We start from the raw sequence: 17,883 nt of genomic DNA on the forward strand, positions 1-17,883 counted from the left end.
GGAGCCGGCTTTGCCGGTCCGCAGGCATGCCCCCTTGAGGGGGAAGCGCGCAGCGCTTCGGGGGTGGGCCTCATCTCTTCGGGTCCAGGCTTTCGCGCAGGCGGTCGCCCACGATGTTGATGGAAAGGATCAGCAGCAGCAGGGCGATGCCCGGGAACAGGCTGATCCAGTAGTCGCCCGACAGCAGGTACTGGAAGCCATTGGAAATCAGCAGGCCCAGCGAAGGCTCGGTGATGGGCACGCCCACGCCCAGGAAGGACAGCGTGGCTTCCAGGGCGATCGCGGTCGCGATCTGGATGGTCGCGAACACCATGACCGGGCCCAGGCAGTTGGGCAGCAGGTGAAAGAGCATGATGCGCCAGGCCGGGAAGCCCAGGTTGGCGGCGGCTTCCACGTATTCCTTGCGGCGTTCCTGCAGGGCGCGGCTGCGCATGATGCGCGCATAGTGGCCCCATTGCACCAGCACCAGGGCCAGGATCACCTTGTCGACCCCGCGCCCCAGCACCACCAGCAGCACCAGCGCCACCAGGATGGTCGGAAAGCCCAGGATGAAGTCGACGATGCGCATGAGCACGGTATCGACCACGCCGCCGATATAGGCGGCCACCAGGCCGATTGCGCCACCCACGGCGGTGGCCAGCACCACGGCGGACAGGCCCACCATCAGGCTGATGCGCAGGCCATACAGGATGGCGCTGAGCATGTCGCGGCCCTGGTCATCGGTGCCCAGCCAGGCGATGCTGCCATCCATCAGGGCCTGGCGCGGTGCCAGGCGGCCGTCCATGAGCGAGAGATTGGCCAGGTCGTAAGGGTTCTGCGGCGCGAAGTAGGGCGCGAAGACCACCAGGATGATCAGGATGGCCAGCGCGATGACGGAGCCGCGCACCGTGGGGCGCGCGTGCAGTTTCTTCAGGATGGAGGCGCGCTGGGGCGTGTCAGCCAGGGGCTGGACGGTGCGGGTGCGGCCGGGATTGGGAGATTGAGCCATGGCGGATTATTGAGCGGGAGTCACGAGCTGCACGCGCGGGTCGAGCGTGGCGTACAGGATGTCCACAACCAGGTTGATGATCACGAAGATCAGGGTGACCAGCATCACGTAGGCCACGACGACAGGACGGTCCAGCTGGTAGACGCTGTCGATGAGCAGCTTGCCCATGCCTGGCCACGCGAACACGGTTTCGGTGATGGTGGAGTAGGCGATGAGGGTGCCGAACTCCATGCCGATCACGGTGACCACGGGGATAAGGATATTGCGCAGGATGTGGCGGCGCACGATGCGGCCGGGTTTCACGCCCTTGGCGCGCGCGAACTTCACGTAGTCCTGGCTGCGTGCCTCGACTACGCCGGACGCGGTCAGGCGCAGCACCAGCGCGATGTTGGCCAGCGCCAGGTTGATGGCGGGCATGATCAGGTGCGACCAGCCATCGGCCGTCAGGATCGACAGACGCACTCCCAGCACGGTGACGGTATCGCCGCGGCCCGTGGCCGGCAGCCAGCCCAGCCACACCGCGAACAGCAGGATCAGCATCATGCCCTGCCAGAAGTTCGGCAGGGAAAAGCCCAGCACCGAGGAAGCCATGATGCCGCGGCCCAGCGGCTGGTCGCGGTACAGGCCCGCGATCAGTCCCAGCGGAATGCCGAACACACAGGTCAGCATGATGGCCACGACCACCAGCTCGAACGTGGCCGGGATGCGCTGCACGATCAGTTCGATCGCGGGAATGCCGTGGACGAAGGAGGTGCCCAGGTCGCCGTGCAGGGCGCGCCACAGGAATCCTGTGTATTGCTGCCATACCGGCAGGTCCAGGCCCAGGCGGGCGATCATCGCCTCGCGGGCGGCCTGGCTGGCTTCGGGGCTGACCAGCAGTTCTATCGGGTCGCCCACGGCATAGACCGCGAAGAAGACCACGACCGATACGGCCAGCAGCACGAACAGACTCTGTATCAGTCTGCGTAGGATGAACAAGGCCACGAGATTATTTCCTTGGTGGGCTCAGGGTTTGCGGGCGCCGCGTATCGACTTACTTGGCGGGCTTGGCCGACATGGCCAGGGTGTACTGGTCGGCGCGGCCTTCGTAGGTCAGTCCCTTGCGGAACGCCCAGATGCTGCTTTCGAAATGCAGGGGGATGCTGGGCAGGTCGGCCAGTGCAAGCGTCAGCGATTCCTGCAGCAGCTTTTCCCGCGCGGCGGGGTCTACGGTGACCAGGGCGCGCTTGAACACGCGGTCGAACTCGGGGTTGTCATAGCCGCCGTAGTTGCTGGTGCCCAGGCCGTGCTCCTTGTCGAACGCGCTGACCCAATACTGCAGGAAGGACGAGGCCTCTCCCGTTTCGGACGACCAGCCGCCCATGGCGAAGCTGAACTCGCGCTTGGCGCGCTTGGGGAAGTACACCGAGCGCGTCATGGTGTCGACGGTGGTCTTGATGCCCACGCGGGACAGGTATTGCGCCACGGCCTGCGAAATCTGCGCGTCGTTGATGTAGCGGTCGTTGGTGGACGACACGGTCAGCTCGAAGCCGTCCGGGTAGCCCGCCTCGGCCAGCAGCTTCTTGGCGGCGGCGGGGTCGTACTTGAGTTCAGGCGGGTTGGGCAGGGTGCCGAACATGCCGTCGGGCAGGAACTGGTTGGCCGGGGTGGCGGCGCCGTCCATGATGCGCGCGGCGATGGTCTTACGGTCGATGGCCAGCGAAATCGCGCGGCGCACCCGCGCGTCCCGCAACGGATTCTTGCCGTCCGCGGCTTTCACTAGGGGGCTGGGGTTGCGGCCCACGTCGGGCTGGAAGTACACCACGCGCACCGACGGCGTGATGACGTGGCCAAAACCCGGCGTTTCCGAAATGCGCTTCACGTCGCGCGCGGCGGGATTTTCGATCAGGTCGAAGTCGCCTGCCAGCAGGCCCGTCAGGCGCGGGCCGGCAGCCGGCACGGGCACCAGCTTGACGTTCGCCCAGGCCGGCTTGTCGCCCCAGTAGGCGTCATTGCGCGCCAGCTCGATGGCGGTGCCTTTGACGTAGCTCTTCAAGGTGTATGGCCCGGTGCCGATCACCGAGCGGCCGGTGTTGAAGTCGGCCACGGTGGGCCAGGCGCCGGTGACGCCGCACTTGTTCTTCAGGTCGAAGCTGATCGGGCCGTGTTCGGCGATGCCGTTCCACAGCATGCCCATGCGGGTCAGGTCATTGGGCAACAGCGGATAGGGCTGGCGCGTCTTGATCACCAACGTGTTGCCGTCGCGCACCTGCACGTCGGCGAACTTCTGGACGATGGACGGGTACGAGCTGCTGATGGATTGTTCGTTGTTGACCACGCGGCAGAACGTAAACAGCACGTCCTGGGCGGTGAAGGGCTGGCCGTTGGAGAACTTGACGCCGTCGCGCAGCGTGAATTCCCAGGTCGTGTCGTCCACCGGCTTCCAGGCCTTCGCCAGGCGGGGGATCAGGTTCATCCTGGCGTCCTGACCAACCAGCGTCTCGAACATGTGCGAGGTCATCGCGTCGTTCGGCGTCGCCTGGTGGTAGTGCGGATCCATGGATGTCGGCTCGGACGACAGGCCGATTTTCAGTGTGCCGGCGGCATCCTGCGCGATGGCCGCGGTCGTACAGGCGGCCATTGCACAGGCCGTGAGTATGCTGCGATAGAACGTCTGGGCAGACACGGATTTGTCCCTTTCTTGTATTGGTCTTGTATTGCGTGGCGGCGCGCCGCCAGGGCTTTCAGGCGATGGGCTGCGCCAGCCGCACCACGGTAACGCCCGGCCGCAGGTTGGCGGTGGACGGCATGATCAGGACGCAATCGTCGTAGGGAGTGACGATAGGCTCGCCCTCGGACCAGCCGATCAGGGTGCCGGCGGCTTCCAGCGTTTCCAGGCCTTTCCAGGGCTGGGCGAAGCGAAAATCGGCGCTCTTGGCGGCGATGGCGTGCGTCACGCGCAGTGCGCGCTGCGTCGAGGCTGCGGGGGCGAACCAGGCTTCGGGCAGGTCGCCGCGATCCACGGAGCCCGCCTCGATCAGGAAGCGCGCCATCTGGTCCACGGCGACGCCGCGCGCCTCGGGCGCGCCATGGAAGCCGCATTCGATCAGCAGCGACCGGGTGCCGTTGTCGCCGGCTTCGCCGAAGCGGCCGAAGTCGCGCATGCGCACGCCGGCAGCATGCCCGGCATCCGCAATGATGGTGGCGGGGTTGCCCAGCGCCAGCGCCAGGTCGATATTGCGCTGTTCCATGCCGGTCAGCTGCAGCGGCACGTCGGAATTGCTCATCGAATGGAAGTCGAGCAGCCAGTCGGCTTGTTCCACCCAGGGGCGGAGTTCGGCCGCCCGGCGGCGTTCCTGGCTGGTGGGGGCGCTGAGCTTGTCGTCGCTCCAGACGCGGTTCATGTCTTCGTCCACGAAGCGCGCCGGCGCGTAGTTGGCGGGGTCGAAGCGGTCGAATGCGGCCAGATTGCAAAAGGCCAGCGTCAACGAACCGCGGCGCGGCCGCAGGCCCGCTGCCAGAGCCTCCTTCAGCGCCCAGGCGCCGCAGAGTTCATTGCCGTGGATCAGCGCGCTCAACATGACGCTCTTGCCCGGCACGCCCGAATCGAAATGCCAGACCCCCGGCGTGTCCGTGTTGCCCACTCGCTCCGCGGACAAGTCCGGACAGGCAAGAAGAAACGGGCGCGGTAGGGACGCGGGGGCGGGCGTAGGCATGGGAACTCCGATGAGGCGACGGGATTGTATAGGCGATGGCGTTGGGGTGGCGGCTAGGAGCCGGCAAGGGCGCGCGTCGCGGCGCGGCGGGCGCTGAAAAGGGCTGCTAGCACGGGTTTTCCCTTATATATGGGGCGCGTCAGGCACGCGCCGCCTTCGTGTATTGGGCGAATTCTAGGAGCTTGGCTGCTTTCTCTACAATTAGAATATTTATCTAAAGCTTTGCAGAAAAAGCAAAGCTTGCGACATCCAAGCTTGCAGCTCATTGGGGGCCACGTGCACGGCATAGCGTTGAAGTACTTTCTGGAGGTTGCCCAGGCGGGCAGCCTGAGCGGCGCCTCCGAGCGTCTGCACGTGGCGGTGTCGGCCATCAGCCGGCAGATCGCCAAGTTGGAAGAGGAGGCGGGAGCGCCGCTATTCGAGCGCGCCGCGCGGGGCATGGTCCTGAGCGAAGCGGGCCAGCTTTTGCTGGCGCACGCCCGGCGCACCATGCTCGAAGCCGATTCGGTGCTGCAGGAAATTGCCGCCATGAAGGGCACCGCGCGCAACGAGATCCGGGTGGCTTCGGTGGAGGGCGTGGCGCGGATTTTCCTGCCCTCGGTGATGGCGCGCTTTCGCCGCGATTGGCCCAATATCCGCTTCGATCTGTTTGTGGGGTCTCCCGCCGAAGTCAGCCGCCGCGTGGCGGAAGGCAGCGTCGAGCTGGGCATGGTGTTCATTGCCGAGCGCATCGGCGGGGTCAGTCCGCGCTATTCGCGCCGCGCGCCGGTGCATGCGGTGATGGCAGCCGACCATCCCCTGGCGGGCCGGGCCAGTGTCAGCCTGCAGGACCTGAGCCAATATCCTCTTGCCCTCACCGGACCCGGCACCACCACGCGGCAGCTCTTCGAGATGGGCTGCGCGCTGGAGTCGGTGCAGCTGGAACCGGCGTTGACCTGCAATGACTCCTCGCCGCTGCATGGCTTTGTCTTCGGTTCGGATGCCATCATGCTCAGCGGCTACATTTCCGTGGCCTGGAGCCTGCGGCGCGACGAGCTCATCGCCGTGCCGATTTCCAATGCGGAACTGCAGTCGCGCACGTTGCAGATCCAGGTCATGCCGGGCCGGGTGCTCCCGCCCGCGGCGGAAGCGTTCGCTGAAATGCTGGTAAGCGAACTGGATAGCGCGTTGCAAGGCAAGGCGGCTGCCTAGTGCGTGAAACGGGGCCCCGGGGACAAAAAAAAAGCGGCTGCGCGAGGCAGCCGCTTTTCATTCAGGCGGACCTGATTACTGCTTTTCCGGCGTAACCGAGGTGGCCAGCGTGTACTGGTCGCGGCGGCCTTCGTAGGTGATGCCCTTGCGGAAGGCCCAGATGCTGCTTTCGAAATGCAGCGGGATCAGCGGCACGTTGTCCAGCGCGATCTGGGTGGATTCCTGCAGCAGCTTTTCGCGCTTGGGCGCGTCCACCGTCACAATGGCTTCCTTGTAGACCTTGTCGAAGTCAGCATTGCTGAAGCCGCCGTAGTTGCTGGTGCCCAGGCTCTTGGGGGAGTCCAGGGACGCCACCCACAGCTGGAACAGCGCCGAGGCTTCACCCGTTTCCGCCGGCCAGCCGCCCATGGAGAAGCTGAATTCACGCTTGGCGCGCTTGGGGAAGTAGATGGAAGCCGTCATGGCGTCCACGTTGGTCTTGATGCCGACGCGGGCCAGATACTGGGCCACGGCTTGCGCCACCTGGCCGTCGTTCACATAGCGGTCATTGGTGGACGACAACGTCAGCTCAAAGCCGTTCGGGTAGCCGGCTTCGGCCAGCAGCTTCTTGGCGCCTTCCGGGTCGAACTTGATTTCCGGGGCCTTGGGCAGCGCACCGAACATGCCGTCGGGCATGTATTGGTAGGCCGGGGTAGCCATGCCGTCCATGATGCGGGCGGTGATGGTCTTGCGGTCGATGGCCATCGAAATCGCGCGGCGCACGCGCAGGTCCTGCAGCGGGTTCTTGCCGTCGGCGCTCTTGACGAAGGGGCTCGGGTTGCGGCCCACGTCCGGCTGGAAGAACACCAGGCGGGTCGACGGGGTGGCCACGAAGCCGAACTTGGGATTGTCCTTCAGGCGCGGCAGGTCGCGCGCGGCGGGGTTTTCGATCATGTCGAAGTCGCCGGACAGCAGGCCGGTCAGGCGCGGGCCCGCGGCGGGCACCGGCACGAACTTCACTTCCTTCCAGTACGGCTTGGGGCCCCAATAGTTCTCGTTGCGGACCAGCTCGATGCCGGTGCCCTTGACGTAGGACTTCAGGGTGTAAGGGCCGGTGCCGATAGCATCCTTGCCGTTGTTGAAGTCGGCCACGGTGGGCCAGGCGCCGGTCACGCCGCAACCGTTCTTGGGATCGAACGTGAGCTTGCCGTGCTCGACGATGCCGTTCCAGACGATGGGCAGCGAGCGCGCCAGTTCGGCGGGCATCAGGGGGAAGGGTTCACCGGTCTTGATGATCACCGTGTGCGCGTCCGGAGTTTGCACGTCGGTAATGCGCTTGGTCATGTCCATGTAGGACTGCGACACGTTGGTTTCGTTGTTCAGCGTGCGGCAGATCGTGAACAGCACATCCTCGGACGTGAAGGGCTTGCCGTTGGAGAACTTGACGTCGTCGCGCAGCTTGAATTCCCAGGTCTGGTCATCCAGAGTCTTCCAGGAGGTGGCCAGGGCGGGCACCAGCTTCATGTCGGCGCTGCGGCCCACCAGCGAACTGTAAACGTGCGCGGAGAACGCGTCGTTCTGCGTCATCTTGTGGTAGTGGGGATCCGCCGAAGTGGGTTCGGCCGACAGGCCGATCTTCAGCGTCTGGGCTTGGGCGGCGGCCAGGGGAATGGCGGCGGCCGCAAGGGCCAGGGTAGTGCGCAACTTCATGGTGACAACTCCGGATGGGGAACGAACCGGATCGCGCCTGCGTGTAAACCAGCCTGCGCCAGCCGCGCTTGCGGCGTCGCCTGGAAGGGGGCTCAGGGGGGTTTGGCGCCGGGCACGACGGCAAGGGGCCGATTATCGGTAGGGCGTTCGCGCACTGTCAATGCGCAAAGGCAAGCGCGGCGCTAGGGAAAACGCGGAGAGGGAGGGGAAAGAGGGCGCCGCGCTGCCTCGTCTGGAGGCCTGCGCGGCGCGATGGCGCCCGGGTGAGGGACGGGGCGCCGAAAAACCGCCGCAAAGGGCGCCGGGAAGCCGGCGGGCGTTGCGGCGGGGCGCGCCAGGCTGAATCGCGGGAGATCGATCGCGACTCAGGCCGGCGCGGCAGGGCTTACCACTGCGAGCCGGAGAAGCGCGAGCTGGCGGCGCGGGCCTTGTTCATCGAATCGTTCACTTCGTCGATGAAGGAAAACACGGCGGCAACAGCTGCAATTACGGCTTGGCCAGCCTTCTTCAGGTTGGTCAGCGGATGGGAATTCGGTTGGTTCTCGAGGGCGCCGCGGAGCAGATCGCGCTCCAGCGCGTCGGTCAGGCGGGCAGTGTGGTTCAGGGTCAGTTCGCTCATGGTTTGCTCCAGTCCGTTTCGTCTTGGTGTAAACCATTATAGGGATAACCCTAAGTTCGATGCAATGCTATTTTTAGGGTAAACCCCTATATGTTGTAAAAATGTTTATTCCACAGGGACTTAGCCGGCGTTTCGCAGGGCGCGAGCAGCGTCCGCCAACTCTCCGGCGGTCAGTCCGATGGGGCCGACACCCTGGGCGACCAGCGCGTCCGCCGCCGCGCCGTGCAGCCAGACCGCCCCGGCCACGGCTTGGTCCAGAGGCAGCCTCTGGGCGATCAGCGAGCCCAGCATGCCGGCCAATACGTCCCCGGTTCCAGCGGTGGCAAGCCCTGGATTGCCGCTGGTATTGACCCGCAAGCCGCCGCCGGGGGAGCAGACCAGGGTGCCCGCGCCCTTCAGTACGACCCACGCCCGGTAGCGCAGCGCCAATTGCCTGGCGGCACTTGGCCGGTCGGCCTGCACCGCGGCCGTGTCCATGCCCAGCAACCGGCCGGCTTCCGCCGGATGAGGCGTAAGCACCACGGGACCGTCGCCCCAGTTGGGCCGGATGTCGCCGCGGGCAAGCAGGTTCAGGCCGTCCGCATCCAGCACCAGCGGGGCCTCGCGGCGCAGCACGAACAATTCGGACAGCGAGTTGGCCGCGAGCGCGCCCGTGCCAATGCCGCATCCCGCCACCCAGGCGGTAACGCCCCAGTCTTCCTCCAGCAGCGAGCGGGCGTCGCGCAGCATCAGTTCCGGCTGCAGCAGGTCGCAGGCGAGCGGTGCGGCTTCCTGGGCAAAACCGACCAGCACCTTGCCGGCGCCGGTCTTCAAGGCGGCGCGTGCGGCCAGCAGGGCGGCGCCCGTCATGCCGGGGCCGCCGCCCACCACTCCCACCGTGCCGAAACTGCCTTTGTGCGTATCCTGGGCGCGCGGCGCGAACAGAGCGGGCAGGAAAGCGCGGTCGATGGCGTCGCCGACGGGCGGGACGGTAGTGTTCATGGGCTGAGGCTCCAGGGGAAATCGGCGTGGCGCGATGACGTCTATCTACTATAGTGCGCCCAAACCGGCCGGCATCCGGCCAGGCCCAAAGACGAGACGACGTGGAGACAAACATGAGCGACATCACGCTGGAACACTATTCCGCCTATGAGTCCTTGAAATTGCGCCGCCATCCTGGCGGGGTGCTGGAGGTGATCATGGGCGCCAAGGGTGGCAAACCGGGCAAGCTGTCCACCGCCGACGACCGCATGCACCGCGAGCTGGCCGACATCTGGCGCGACATCGATACCGACCCGGACACCCGGGTCGTCGTGATCCGTGGCGAGGGCAAGGGCTTTTCGGGCGGAGGCGACCTGGACCTGGTGCAGCAGATGGCCGACGATTTCGACGTCCGCACCCGCGTCTGGCGCGAAGCCCGCGACCTGGTCTACAACATCATTAACTGCAACAAGCCCATTGTGTCCGCCATGCACGGCGCGGCCGTGGGGGCGGGGCTGGTAGCCGGCCTGTTGGCCGACATCTCCATCGCGGCGCGCGATGCGCGCATCATCGACGGCCATACCCGGCTGGGCGTGACGGCGGGCGACCACGCAGCCATCGTCTGGCCGCTGCTTTGCGGCATGGCGCGCGCCAAGTACTACTTGATGCTGTGCGAAACCGTCACCGGCGAAGAAGCCGAGCGCATCGGCCTGGTGTCCCTGTGCGTGGACGAGGCCGAGTTGATCGGCCGCGCTTTCGAGGTCGCCAACAAACTGGCCGCGGGTTCCCAGACCGCCATCCGCTGGACCAAGTATTCGCTGAACAACTGGCTACGCATGGCCGGCCCCAGTTTCGATACCTCGCTGGCGCTGGAGTTCATGGGGTTTGGCGGCCCGGACGTGCGCGAAGGGATTCAGTCCCTGCGCGAACGCCGGGCGCCGAACTTCCGGCCCGACTCGCCGTTTTGAGGTTCCCGGCCTATTTCTTGAAGAACTTCGCGAAGGCCGCCTGCGCCTCTTCTGATTGCAGGCGGATGCGGAACTGCTGGGCCTCGTAATCCAGCGTGTCCTGGATGGACTGGCGGTCCGGACGGCGCAGCATGGCCTTTGTCAGGCGCAGGGCGGTGGGCGGTTGGCGCGCCAGGTCGGCGGCGGCGGCTTGCGCCGCGGCCAGTGCCTGACCTTTGGGCACGGCTGCGGTGGCCAGTCCTGCGTCGCAGGCTTCCTGCGCCGTGAATGCCTTGCCCTGCAGCAGCCATTCAGCGGCGCGGCGGGCGCCGGCCAAACGCGGCATCAGCAGGCTGGAAGCACCTTCGGGGCACAGTCCCAGCGCCACGAATGGCATGCGCAAGGTGGCGCCATCTCCGATGTAGACAAAATCACAGTGCTGCAAAAGGGTCACGCCGATGCCGATGGCATAGCCTTCGACCGCGGCAATGACGGGCACGTCGGCCATGGTCAACGCGCGCAGGAAGGTCAGGCCGGCGCTGTCGCCCGCGCCGCGCTCTGCCTGGAAGTCGCGCAGATCGTTGCCGGCGGTGAAGTGTTCGCCTGCGCCGGTAAGGATCACTGCGGCCACCGCGGTGTCGGCGGAGGCGAGCGCAATCTGTTCGGTCAGCGCGGCATAGGTGGCCGTGTCCAGGGCGTTGCGGCGATCGGGGCGGTTGATTGTCAGCGTCAGCACCGCGCCGTCGCGGCTGACCTGCAGCCCGGCGCTCATGCGCCGAACCCGTTGGCCAGGCGCGTCTTGGCGTCCGCGTACTCGCGGCGCAGCGTGTCCACGATCTGGCGGGTGGGCAGCACACTGGCAATGCCGCCCACGCCCTGGCCCGCGCCCCAGATGTCCTTCCAGGGCTTGACGCGGGTAGAGCCGAAATTGGACGCGCCGCTGTCGGGCTGCGGCAGATTGGCCGGATCCAGCCCGGCGGCGGCGATGCTGGCCTTCAGGTAGTTGCCCGGAATGCCCGTGAAGAACGGCGTGTAGAGGATGTCCGAGGCGCTGGCCTCGACGATGGCGGATTTGTAGCCTTCGCTGGCGTTGGCTTCTTCGCTGGCGATGAAGCGCGTGCCCATGTAGGCGAAGTCCGCGCCCATGGCTTGCGCGGCCAGCACGTGCGCGCCCGAGGTGATCGCGCCAGACAGGATCAAGGGACCGTCGTAGAAGCGGCGTACTTCGGATACGAGTGCGAAGGGGCTGAGCGTGCCGGCGTGGCCGCCGGCCCCGGCGCACACCAGGATCAGGCCGTCCACGCCGGCTTCCAGCGCCTTTTCAGCGTGGCGGATCGTGGTCACGTCGTGGAATACCTTGCCGCCCCAGTCATGTATGCCTTCGACCAGGTCGCCCGGCGCGCGCAGGCTGGTGATGATGAGCGGCACGCGGTGGCTGGCGCATACGGCCAGGTCCTGTTCCAGGCGGTCGTTGGACTGGTGGATGATCTGGTTGACCGCGAACGGCGCCACGGTCGCTCCGGGGTTGGCCTCGCGGTGCGCGGCCAGGCCGGCCTGGACTTCGTCCAGCCAGTCGGTCAGCAGGCTCTGCGGGCGCGCGTTCAGCGCGGGGAACGAACCCACGATGCCGCTGGTGCATTGCGCCACCACCAGCTTGGGGTTGGACACGATGAACATGGGGGCGCAGATGACCGGCAGGGACATCTGGCCGTACAAATCAGTCACAAGAGAGTGGGGCATGGCGTCGTCGCGGAAAAAGGTCACAAGAGGACTTGAGCATCGTTGGCGGGTGTGCCTATAATTACCTACCGACCGTCCGGTAATTAATTAATCCATATTAAACGGCATGCGCCAAAGCGCTGTCAATGGAGGCGCGCGAGCGCCTCCGGCAGCGTCGGCGCAGCCCCTTCAAAGGCTGCCATGGCGACCTCCGCTCCTCCCGCCCAGAAACGCGCCCGGGCCGGCCGTCCGCCCACTGTGGCGGCCCCGCGCGAACGCATCCTGGAAGAAGCCGCCAAGCTGTTCGCCCAGAGCGGCTACGACGGCAGTTCGGTATCCGATCTGGCCGCGGCGCTGGGCGTGTCCAAGGCGGCCATCTATCACTACTACACCACCAAACAGGACATCTACGACGCCATCATCCTGGCCGTCCTGAGTGGCCTGACGCAGGCCGTGGCCCAGGAGGTCGCGCGGGTGGAAGGCGCCACGGCCCAGCTGCGCGCGTTCATGGTGGGCCATGCCCGCTACTTCGAGCAGCACCACGCCGAATTCGTCACCATGCTCATCGGCTATTCCGGCATGGCCCTGACCGAGCGCGAAGATGCCGCGCGCCTGCGCGACGGCTACGAAAAGCGTCTGCGTGAATTGATCGCGCAGGGTGTCGCCACCGGCGAGTTCCGCGCGCTGGACGTGGCCGCGGCGGGCCGCGCCGTGCTGTCGATGCTGAACTGGATGGTGCGCTGGTACAAGCCCGGCCAGCGCGACAGCGCCGAAACCATTGCCGCCGGATATTTCGATCTACTGGTCGGAGGCATGCGCGCGTAAGGCGCTGCCCCGCTTGCCCTGCCTTTCTTTGTGAGACTCCCCGTCATGGCCCTCGATACCGAAACCCTGAACCTGTTGCTGGAAGCCGTGCGCCGCTTCGTGCACGAACGCCTGATCCCCGCGGAAGACGCGCTGGCCGAAAGCGGCCAGGTGCCGCCTGACATCGTCAACGAGATGCGCGATCTGGGCCTGTTCGGCCTGTCCATCTCGCCCGACCACGGCGGCCTGGGCCTGACAATGGAAGAGGAAGTGCGCGTGGTCTTCGAACTGGGACAGACCTCGCCTGCGTTCCGCTCGCTGGCCGGCACCAATATCGGCATCGGGTCGCAAGCCATCGTGCTGGCCGGCACCGAAGCGCAGCGCTCCCACTACCTGCCGAAGCTGGCCAGCGGCGAACTGATAGGTTCGTTCGCGCTGACCGAGCCCGATGCCGGATCCGACGCCATGGCGCTGCGCCTGTCCGCCGTGCGCGACGGCGACAGCTACGTGCTCAATGGCACCAAGCGCTACATCACCAACGCGCCCATCGCCGGGTTGTTCTCGGTCATGGCGCGCACCGCGCCGGAGCGCCGCGCCAATTCCATATCCTGCTTCCTGGTCGAGGCCGGCACGCCAGGCCTGACCATCGGCAAGCCGGACAAGAAGATGGGCCAGGCCGGCGCCCTGACCAGCGATGTGGTATTCGACAACTGCCGCGTGCCGGCCAGCGCGCTCCTGGGCGGGGAAGAGGGCAACGGGTTCCGCACGTCGATGCGAGTGCTGGACAAAGGCCGCCTGCATATTTCCGCCCTGTGCGTGGGCATTGCCGACCGACTGCTGCGCGACGCTGTGAAGTACGCCATTGAGCGTAAGCAATTCGGCCAGCCCATTGCGGAATTCCAGCTGATCCAGGCCATGATCGCCGACAGCCAGGCCGAACTCTACGCCGCGCGCTGCATGGTGCTGGACGCCGCCCGCATGCGCGACCGTGGCGAGAACACCACGATGCAGGCCGCCTGCTGCAAGCTGTACGCCACCGAGATGGTGGGCCGCGTGGCCGACCGTGCTGTGCAGATCCACGGCGGCGCGGGCTACATGTCCGAGTATGCGGTCGAACGGTTCTACCGCGACGTGCGCCTGTTCCGCATCTTTGAGGGCACCTCGCAGATCCAGCAGCTGGTGATCGCCCGCGAGACCATCAAGGCGCATTCGTGAGCGCGGATCCGGCGCAAGAGGCTAATATCCTGCATGACTGACGGTGATCCGGCCGCGGCTTCGCGCCGCGCCGGAGTATGACGCGCCAGCGGCCCGGCGCCGCCGGCATGGCGGAATTCCAGTCTGGCCTGCGTGCAGCCGCAGGCCGGACGTTTTCATTTCTCTTCTGACGAAAAGATTACTAATGTCGCAACGTCCCGCTCCCCTTACCGGCATACGCGTGCTGGATCTCACCCGCGTCCTGGCGGGTCCCTGGTGCACCCAGAACCTCGCCGATCTAGGCGCCGAGGTGATCAAGATCGAACGGCCCGGCGCGGGTGACGACACGCGGGCCTGGGGGCCTCCGTACCTCAAGGACGAGGCGGGCAACGACACCACCGAAGCCGCCTACTACCTGTCCGCCAACCGTAACAAGCTGTCGGTGGCGCTGGACATTGCCTCGCCGCGCGGCGCGGAGCTGGTGCGCGAACTGGCATTGCAAAGCGACATCCTGGTCGAAAATTTCAAAGTGGGTGGACTTTCCAAGTACGGACTGGACTACGAGAGCCTGAAGGAACTCAACCCGCGCCTGATCTACTGCTCCATCACTGGTTTCGGCCAGACCGGTCCCTACGCCAGCCGTCCCGGCTACGACTTCATGATCCAGGGCATGGGCGGCCTGATGAGCATCACCGGCGAACGCGACGACCTGCCTGGCGGCGGTCCCCAGAAAGCCGGCGTGGCGGTGACCGACCTGATGACGGGCATGTATTCCACGGTGGGCATCCTGGCCGCGCTGCACGAGCGCTCGCGCAGCGGCCTGGGCCAGCACATCGACATGGCGCTGCTGGACTGCCAGGTCAGCATGTTGGCCAACCAGAACCTGAACTACATGACCTCCGGCGTGGCGCCCAAGCGTGCCGGCAACGCGCACCAGAACCTGGTGCCGTACCAGGTGTTCGCGGCCAGCGACGGCCACCTGATCGTGGCGGTTGGCAACGACAGCCAGTTCCGCAACTACTGCGGCGTGATCGGCCTGCCGGAGCTGTCGGCCGACCCGCGTTTCTCCACCAACCCGCAACGCGTGAAGAACCGCGCGGAACTGGTGCCGCTTCTGGCCGAACGCATGGCCACCGGCGCGCGCGACCACTGGCTCGCCGCGCTGGAAGGTGTGGGCGTTCCAGCCGGCCCCATCAATACGCTGGACCAGGTCTACGAAGACCCGCAGGTGCTGGCGCGCGGCATGAAGCGTGAACTGCCGCATCCGACCGCGGGCAAGGTGCCCGTTGCCTCCAGCCCGCTGAAGTTCTCGGGCAGCCCGGTCGAGTACCGCCGTCCGCCGCCCTTGCTAGGCGAGCACACCGAGCAGGTGCTGTCCGAGAAGCTGGGCCTGTCGGCCGAAGAAATCCTGGCGCTGGCGCAAAGCCGGCCCTGAGCCCCATTCAATAAAAGCAGGAGAGTGTTGATGAAGGAGATTCAAACCATCGGCGTCGTTGGCGCCGGGGCCATGGGGCGCGGCATCGCGCAGATCGCGGCGCAAGCCGGGCTGCGCGTGCGCCTGTACGACACCAGCGCCGATGCCGTGGCGGCAGCGCGCGAGTCACTGCAGCAAACCTGGGAAAAACTGGCCCAGAAGGGCAAGATGAGCGCTGCCGACGCGCAAGCGGCGCTGGAACGCGTGGAGTCCGCCACCGCGCTGACCGACATGTCGAACTGCCAGCTGGTGGTGGAAGCCATCGTGGAACGCCTGGACGTCAAGCGCGACCTGTTCGCCGCGCTCGAAGGCGTGGTGGCCGAAGACTGCATCCTGGCGTCGAACACCTCGTCGCTGTCGATCACCGCCATCGCCGCCGCCTGCAAGCGGCCGCAGCGCGTGGCCGGCTACCACTTCTTCAACCCGGTCGCGCTGATGAAGGTGGTTGAAGTCATCGACGGCCTGCGCAGCGCGCCTGAAGTCGGCGATGCCTTGGCTGAACTGGCTCGCCGCATGGGCCACACGCCCGTGCGCGCCAAGGACATGCCGGGCTTCATCGTCAACCATGCCGGTCGCGGCATGAATACCGAAGGCCTGCGCGTGGCGCAGGAAGCCGTGGCGACCTTCGCGCAGGTCGACGCCGTCATGCGCGAGCAGGCCGGCTTCCGCATGGGCCCCTTCGAACTGCTGGACCTGACGGCGCTGGACGTGTCCCACCCGGTGATGGAATCCATCTACCGCCAGTTCTTCGATGAGCCGCGCTTCCGTCCGTCTCCCATCACGACCGTGCGCCTGGCGGGCGGCTTGATCGGCCGCAAGGCCGGTGAAGGCTTCTACGTCTATGCCGACGGCCAGAAGCAGGTCCCCGCAGAGCCGCCCGTGCCGGCGTTGCCTGAGAACCTGAAGGTCTGGGTCAGTCCCAAGCATGCCGAAGGCTATGCCCGCGCCGCAGCGCTGGTCGAAAAGCTGGGCGCCACGCTGGTGACCGGATCCGCGCCCGACGCCGATGCGCTCATTCTCGTCACCCCCTTTGGCGAGGACGTCTCCACCACCGTGTCCGCGCAAGGCTTGAACGCGGCCCGCACGGTCGGCCTGGACACGCTCTACCCCTTCGATACCGCCAAGCGCCGCACCATCATGGTGTCGCCCGCCACCGAAGCCAAGTGGCGCGATGCCGCCCACGCGCTGCTGGCTGCCGACGGTGTGCCCGTCACGGTGATCGAGGACTCTCCGGGCTTCATCGCCCAGCGCATCGTGGCCACCATCGTCAATATCGCCAGCGACATCGCGCAGCAGCAGATCGCCACGCCCAAGGACATCGACCTGGCGGTGACGCTGGGCCTGGGATATCCGGTGGGGCCGCTCGCCCTGGGCGATAAGCTCGGCGCCGACCGAATCCTGGAAATCCTCAAGAGCATGCAACGCGTGACCGGCGATCCCCGCTACCGCCCGAGCCTGTGGCTGCAGCGCCGCGTTCAGCTTGGCATGTCGCTGACCAAGGCGGCAGGGGAACAGTGATGTGATGTGATGTGATGAGCATGGCAGGCGTTGCCCTGGCATGCGAAAAGCCCGCAAGACTTCGTGTCTCGCGGGCTTTTTTTGCGACGCTGGCCGCCTCAGTTCGCCGGTTTGACGCCGATCAGGGACACCAGGGGCGTCCACAGCGCGATGTCGTCGCGGATGCGGCGCGCAAACTTCTCCTTCACTTCGCCTGCCCGCGGCTGGCTGCCGGAAGCGTCGAACTTGCTCAGCACGTCCGGGTCGCGCAGCATGACCTGTACGGCGTCGGCAAGCCTGTCCACCACGTCGGCGGGCGTGCCAGGAGGCGCGAACAGGCCGTTCCAGGTTTCGATCTCGTGTCCGGAGATAGTGTCGGCGATGGCAGGCACACCGGGCAGCTGAGGCACGGGCTGGCGGCTGGACACGCCCAGGAAGCGGATGCGGCCGCTGTCCTTGTACGGCAGGATTTCGGAGATGTTGGCTGAGTAAAGATCGGTCGTGCCGCCCATGGTGTCCAGCAGGGCAGGCGCGCCACCGCGATAGCCGATCAGCGTCGCGTCGATACCCGCGCGCTTGAGAAACACCAGCACCGACATATGCGACATCGACCCTTCGCCGCCGTGTGCGACGGTCAACGCGCCCGGTTTGGACCGGCCATACTCGATTAGTTGGGCCAGGTTCTGGAAGCGCGAAGTGGACGGCACCGTGAGCACCAGCGGATTGCTGGCGATGTTGGCGACCGGCACCAGATCGTTCAACGGGTCGTAACGCACATTGAATAGAAAGCGCACCAGCGAAACCTGGCCGATGGAGCCCACCATCAGCGTGTTGCCGTCGTTGCGCGAGCGTATCAACGCATCGGTGGCAATCGTGCCGCCTGCGCCGGCCTGGTTCTTCACCACTACCGATGAACCCAGGGTACGGCGCAGCGAGTCGGAGGTAATGCGCGCCACATAGTCGGTGTTGCCGCCAGGTGGATATGGCACGATCAACGTGATGGCGGTCCCGTCCTGGGCGCGGACCAGCGCGGGCAGCAGCAACGGCGCGCAAGCCAGCAGCCGCGAGAACTGACGACGATTCATGATGATTTCCCCTTGTGTCGT

Annotated in this window: 16 protein-coding genes; 6 read left to right on the plus strand and 10 right to left on the minus strand. The window is 66.2% G+C overall.

The window, feature by feature from the left end; genetic code table 11:
- Window positions 1-70: 70 nt before the first annotated feature.
- From VCS63_RS04980 to VCS63_RS04995, 4 genes are read right to left on the minus strand one after another with little or no spacing between them, the layout of a single operon-like run.
- Complete coding sequence (locus tag VCS63_RS04980; protein ID WP_042795556.1) at window positions 71-988, minus strand: ABC transporter permease; 918 nt, start codon at window positions 986-988, stop codon at window positions 71-73.
- Window positions 989-994: 6 nt separating this feature from the next.
- Window positions 995-1,972, minus strand: a complete 978-nt coding sequence (locus VCS63_RS04985) for an ABC transporter permease (RefSeq protein ID WP_042795555.1) — start codon at window positions 1,970-1,972, stop codon at window positions 995-997.
- 49 nt (window positions 1,973-2,021) lie between these two features.
- Entirely contained in the window at window positions 2,022-3,653 is a 1,632-nt protein-coding gene (locus VCS63_RS04990) for an ABC transporter substrate-binding protein (protein ID WP_175199966.1), read from the minus strand.
- Window positions 3,654-3,711: 58 nt separating this feature from the next.
- Entirely contained in the window at window positions 3,712-4,683 is a 972-nt protein-coding gene (locus VCS63_RS04995; protein WP_323878721.1) for a succinylglutamate desuccinylase/aspartoacylase domain-containing protein, read from the minus strand.
- A gap of 240 nt (window positions 4,684-4,923) precedes the next feature.
- Between VCS63_RS04995 and VCS63_RS05000 the strand changes: the two genes are divergently transcribed.
- Window positions 4,924-5,874, plus strand: a complete 951-nt coding sequence (locus VCS63_RS05000) for a LysR family transcriptional regulator (RefSeq protein ID WP_233461699.1) — start codon at window positions 4,924-4,926, stop codon at window positions 5,872-5,874.
- 75 nt (window positions 5,875-5,949) lie between these two features.
- On the opposite strand, the gene VCS63_RS05005 is transcribed toward VCS63_RS05000, so the two are convergent.
- The 3 genes from VCS63_RS05005 to VCS63_RS05015 form a co-directional block, all read right to left on the minus strand.
- On the minus strand, window positions 5,950-7,563 hold the full coding sequence (locus VCS63_RS05005; RefSeq protein WP_063639311.1) for an ABC transporter substrate-binding protein: 1,614 nt from the start codon (window positions 7,561-7,563) through the stop codon (window positions 5,950-5,952).
- 385 nt (window positions 7,564-7,948) lie between these two features.
- Complete coding sequence (locus VCS63_RS05010; RefSeq protein WP_323878723.1) at window positions 7,949-8,182, minus strand: hypothetical protein; 234 nt, start codon at window positions 8,180-8,182, stop codon at window positions 7,949-7,951.
- Between the two features lie 120 nt (window positions 8,183-8,302).
- Window positions 8,303-9,163 (minus strand): NAD(P)H-hydrate dehydratase, encoded by an 861-nt coding sequence (locus VCS63_RS05015; RefSeq protein WP_323878726.1) that lies wholly within the window; start codon window positions 9,161-9,163, stop codon window positions 8,303-8,305.
- 113 nt (window positions 9,164-9,276) lie between these two features.
- Between VCS63_RS05015 and VCS63_RS05020 the strand changes: the two genes are divergently transcribed.
- Complete coding sequence (locus VCS63_RS05020) at window positions 9,277-10,110, plus strand: enoyl-CoA hydratase/isomerase family protein (protein WP_013391155.1); 834 nt, start codon at window positions 9,277-9,279, stop codon at window positions 10,108-10,110.
- Window positions 10,111-10,120: 10 nt separating this feature from the next.
- Here VCS63_RS05020 and VCS63_RS05025 read toward each other — a convergent pair whose 3' ends face one another.
- A complete protein-coding gene (locus tag VCS63_RS05025; protein WP_323878728.1) occupies window positions 10,121-10,861 on the minus strand; it encodes an enoyl-CoA hydratase-related protein in 741 nt (246 codons plus the stop codon).
- On the minus strand, window positions 10,858-11,829 hold the full coding sequence (locus VCS63_RS05030) for a nitronate monooxygenase family protein (RefSeq protein ID WP_323878731.1): 972 nt from the start codon (window positions 11,827-11,829) through the stop codon (window positions 10,858-10,860). The genes VCS63_RS05025 and VCS63_RS05030 overlap by 4 nt, the downstream gene beginning before the upstream one ends.
- A 180-nt stretch (window positions 11,830-12,009) precedes the next feature.
- On the opposite strand from VCS63_RS05030, the gene VCS63_RS05035 reads away from it, so the two are divergent.
- From VCS63_RS05035 to VCS63_RS05050, 4 genes are all read left to right on the plus strand, one after another.
- Complete coding sequence (locus tag VCS63_RS05035) at window positions 12,010-12,633, plus strand: TetR/AcrR family transcriptional regulator (RefSeq protein ID WP_042795549.1); 624 nt, start codon at window positions 12,010-12,012, stop codon at window positions 12,631-12,633.
- Between the two features lie 45 nt (window positions 12,634-12,678).
- A complete protein-coding gene (locus VCS63_RS05040; RefSeq protein ID WP_042795548.1) occupies window positions 12,679-13,827 on the plus strand; it encodes an acyl-CoA dehydrogenase family protein in 1,149 nt (382 codons plus the stop codon).
- 184 nt (window positions 13,828-14,011) lie between these two features.
- On the plus strand, window positions 14,012-15,241 hold the full coding sequence (locus VCS63_RS05045; RefSeq protein WP_042795547.1) for a CaiB/BaiF CoA transferase family protein: 1,230 nt from the start codon (window positions 14,012-14,014) through the stop codon (window positions 15,239-15,241).
- Window positions 15,242-15,271: 30 nt separating this feature from the next.
- Window positions 15,272-16,798, plus strand: coding sequence for a 3-hydroxyacyl-CoA dehydrogenase (locus VCS63_RS05050; RefSeq protein ID WP_175200519.1), 1,527 nt, complete (start codon window positions 15,272-15,274; stop codon window positions 16,796-16,798).
- A gap of 98 nt (window positions 16,799-16,896) precedes the next feature.
- On the opposite strand, the gene VCS63_RS05055 is transcribed toward VCS63_RS05050, so the two are convergent.
- On the minus strand, window positions 16,897-17,862 hold the full coding sequence (locus VCS63_RS05055; protein ID WP_063639316.1) for a Bug family tripartite tricarboxylate transporter substrate binding protein: 966 nt from the start codon (window positions 17,860-17,862) through the stop codon (window positions 16,897-16,899).
- Window positions 17,863-17,883 lie beyond the last annotated feature (21 nt).

The sequence above is a fragment of the Achromobacter sp. D10 genome (genome assembly GCF_035282245.1).
Taxonomy (GTDB): Bacteria; Pseudomonadota; Gammaproteobacteria; order Burkholderiales; family Burkholderiaceae_B; genus Achromobacter; species Achromobacter insolitus.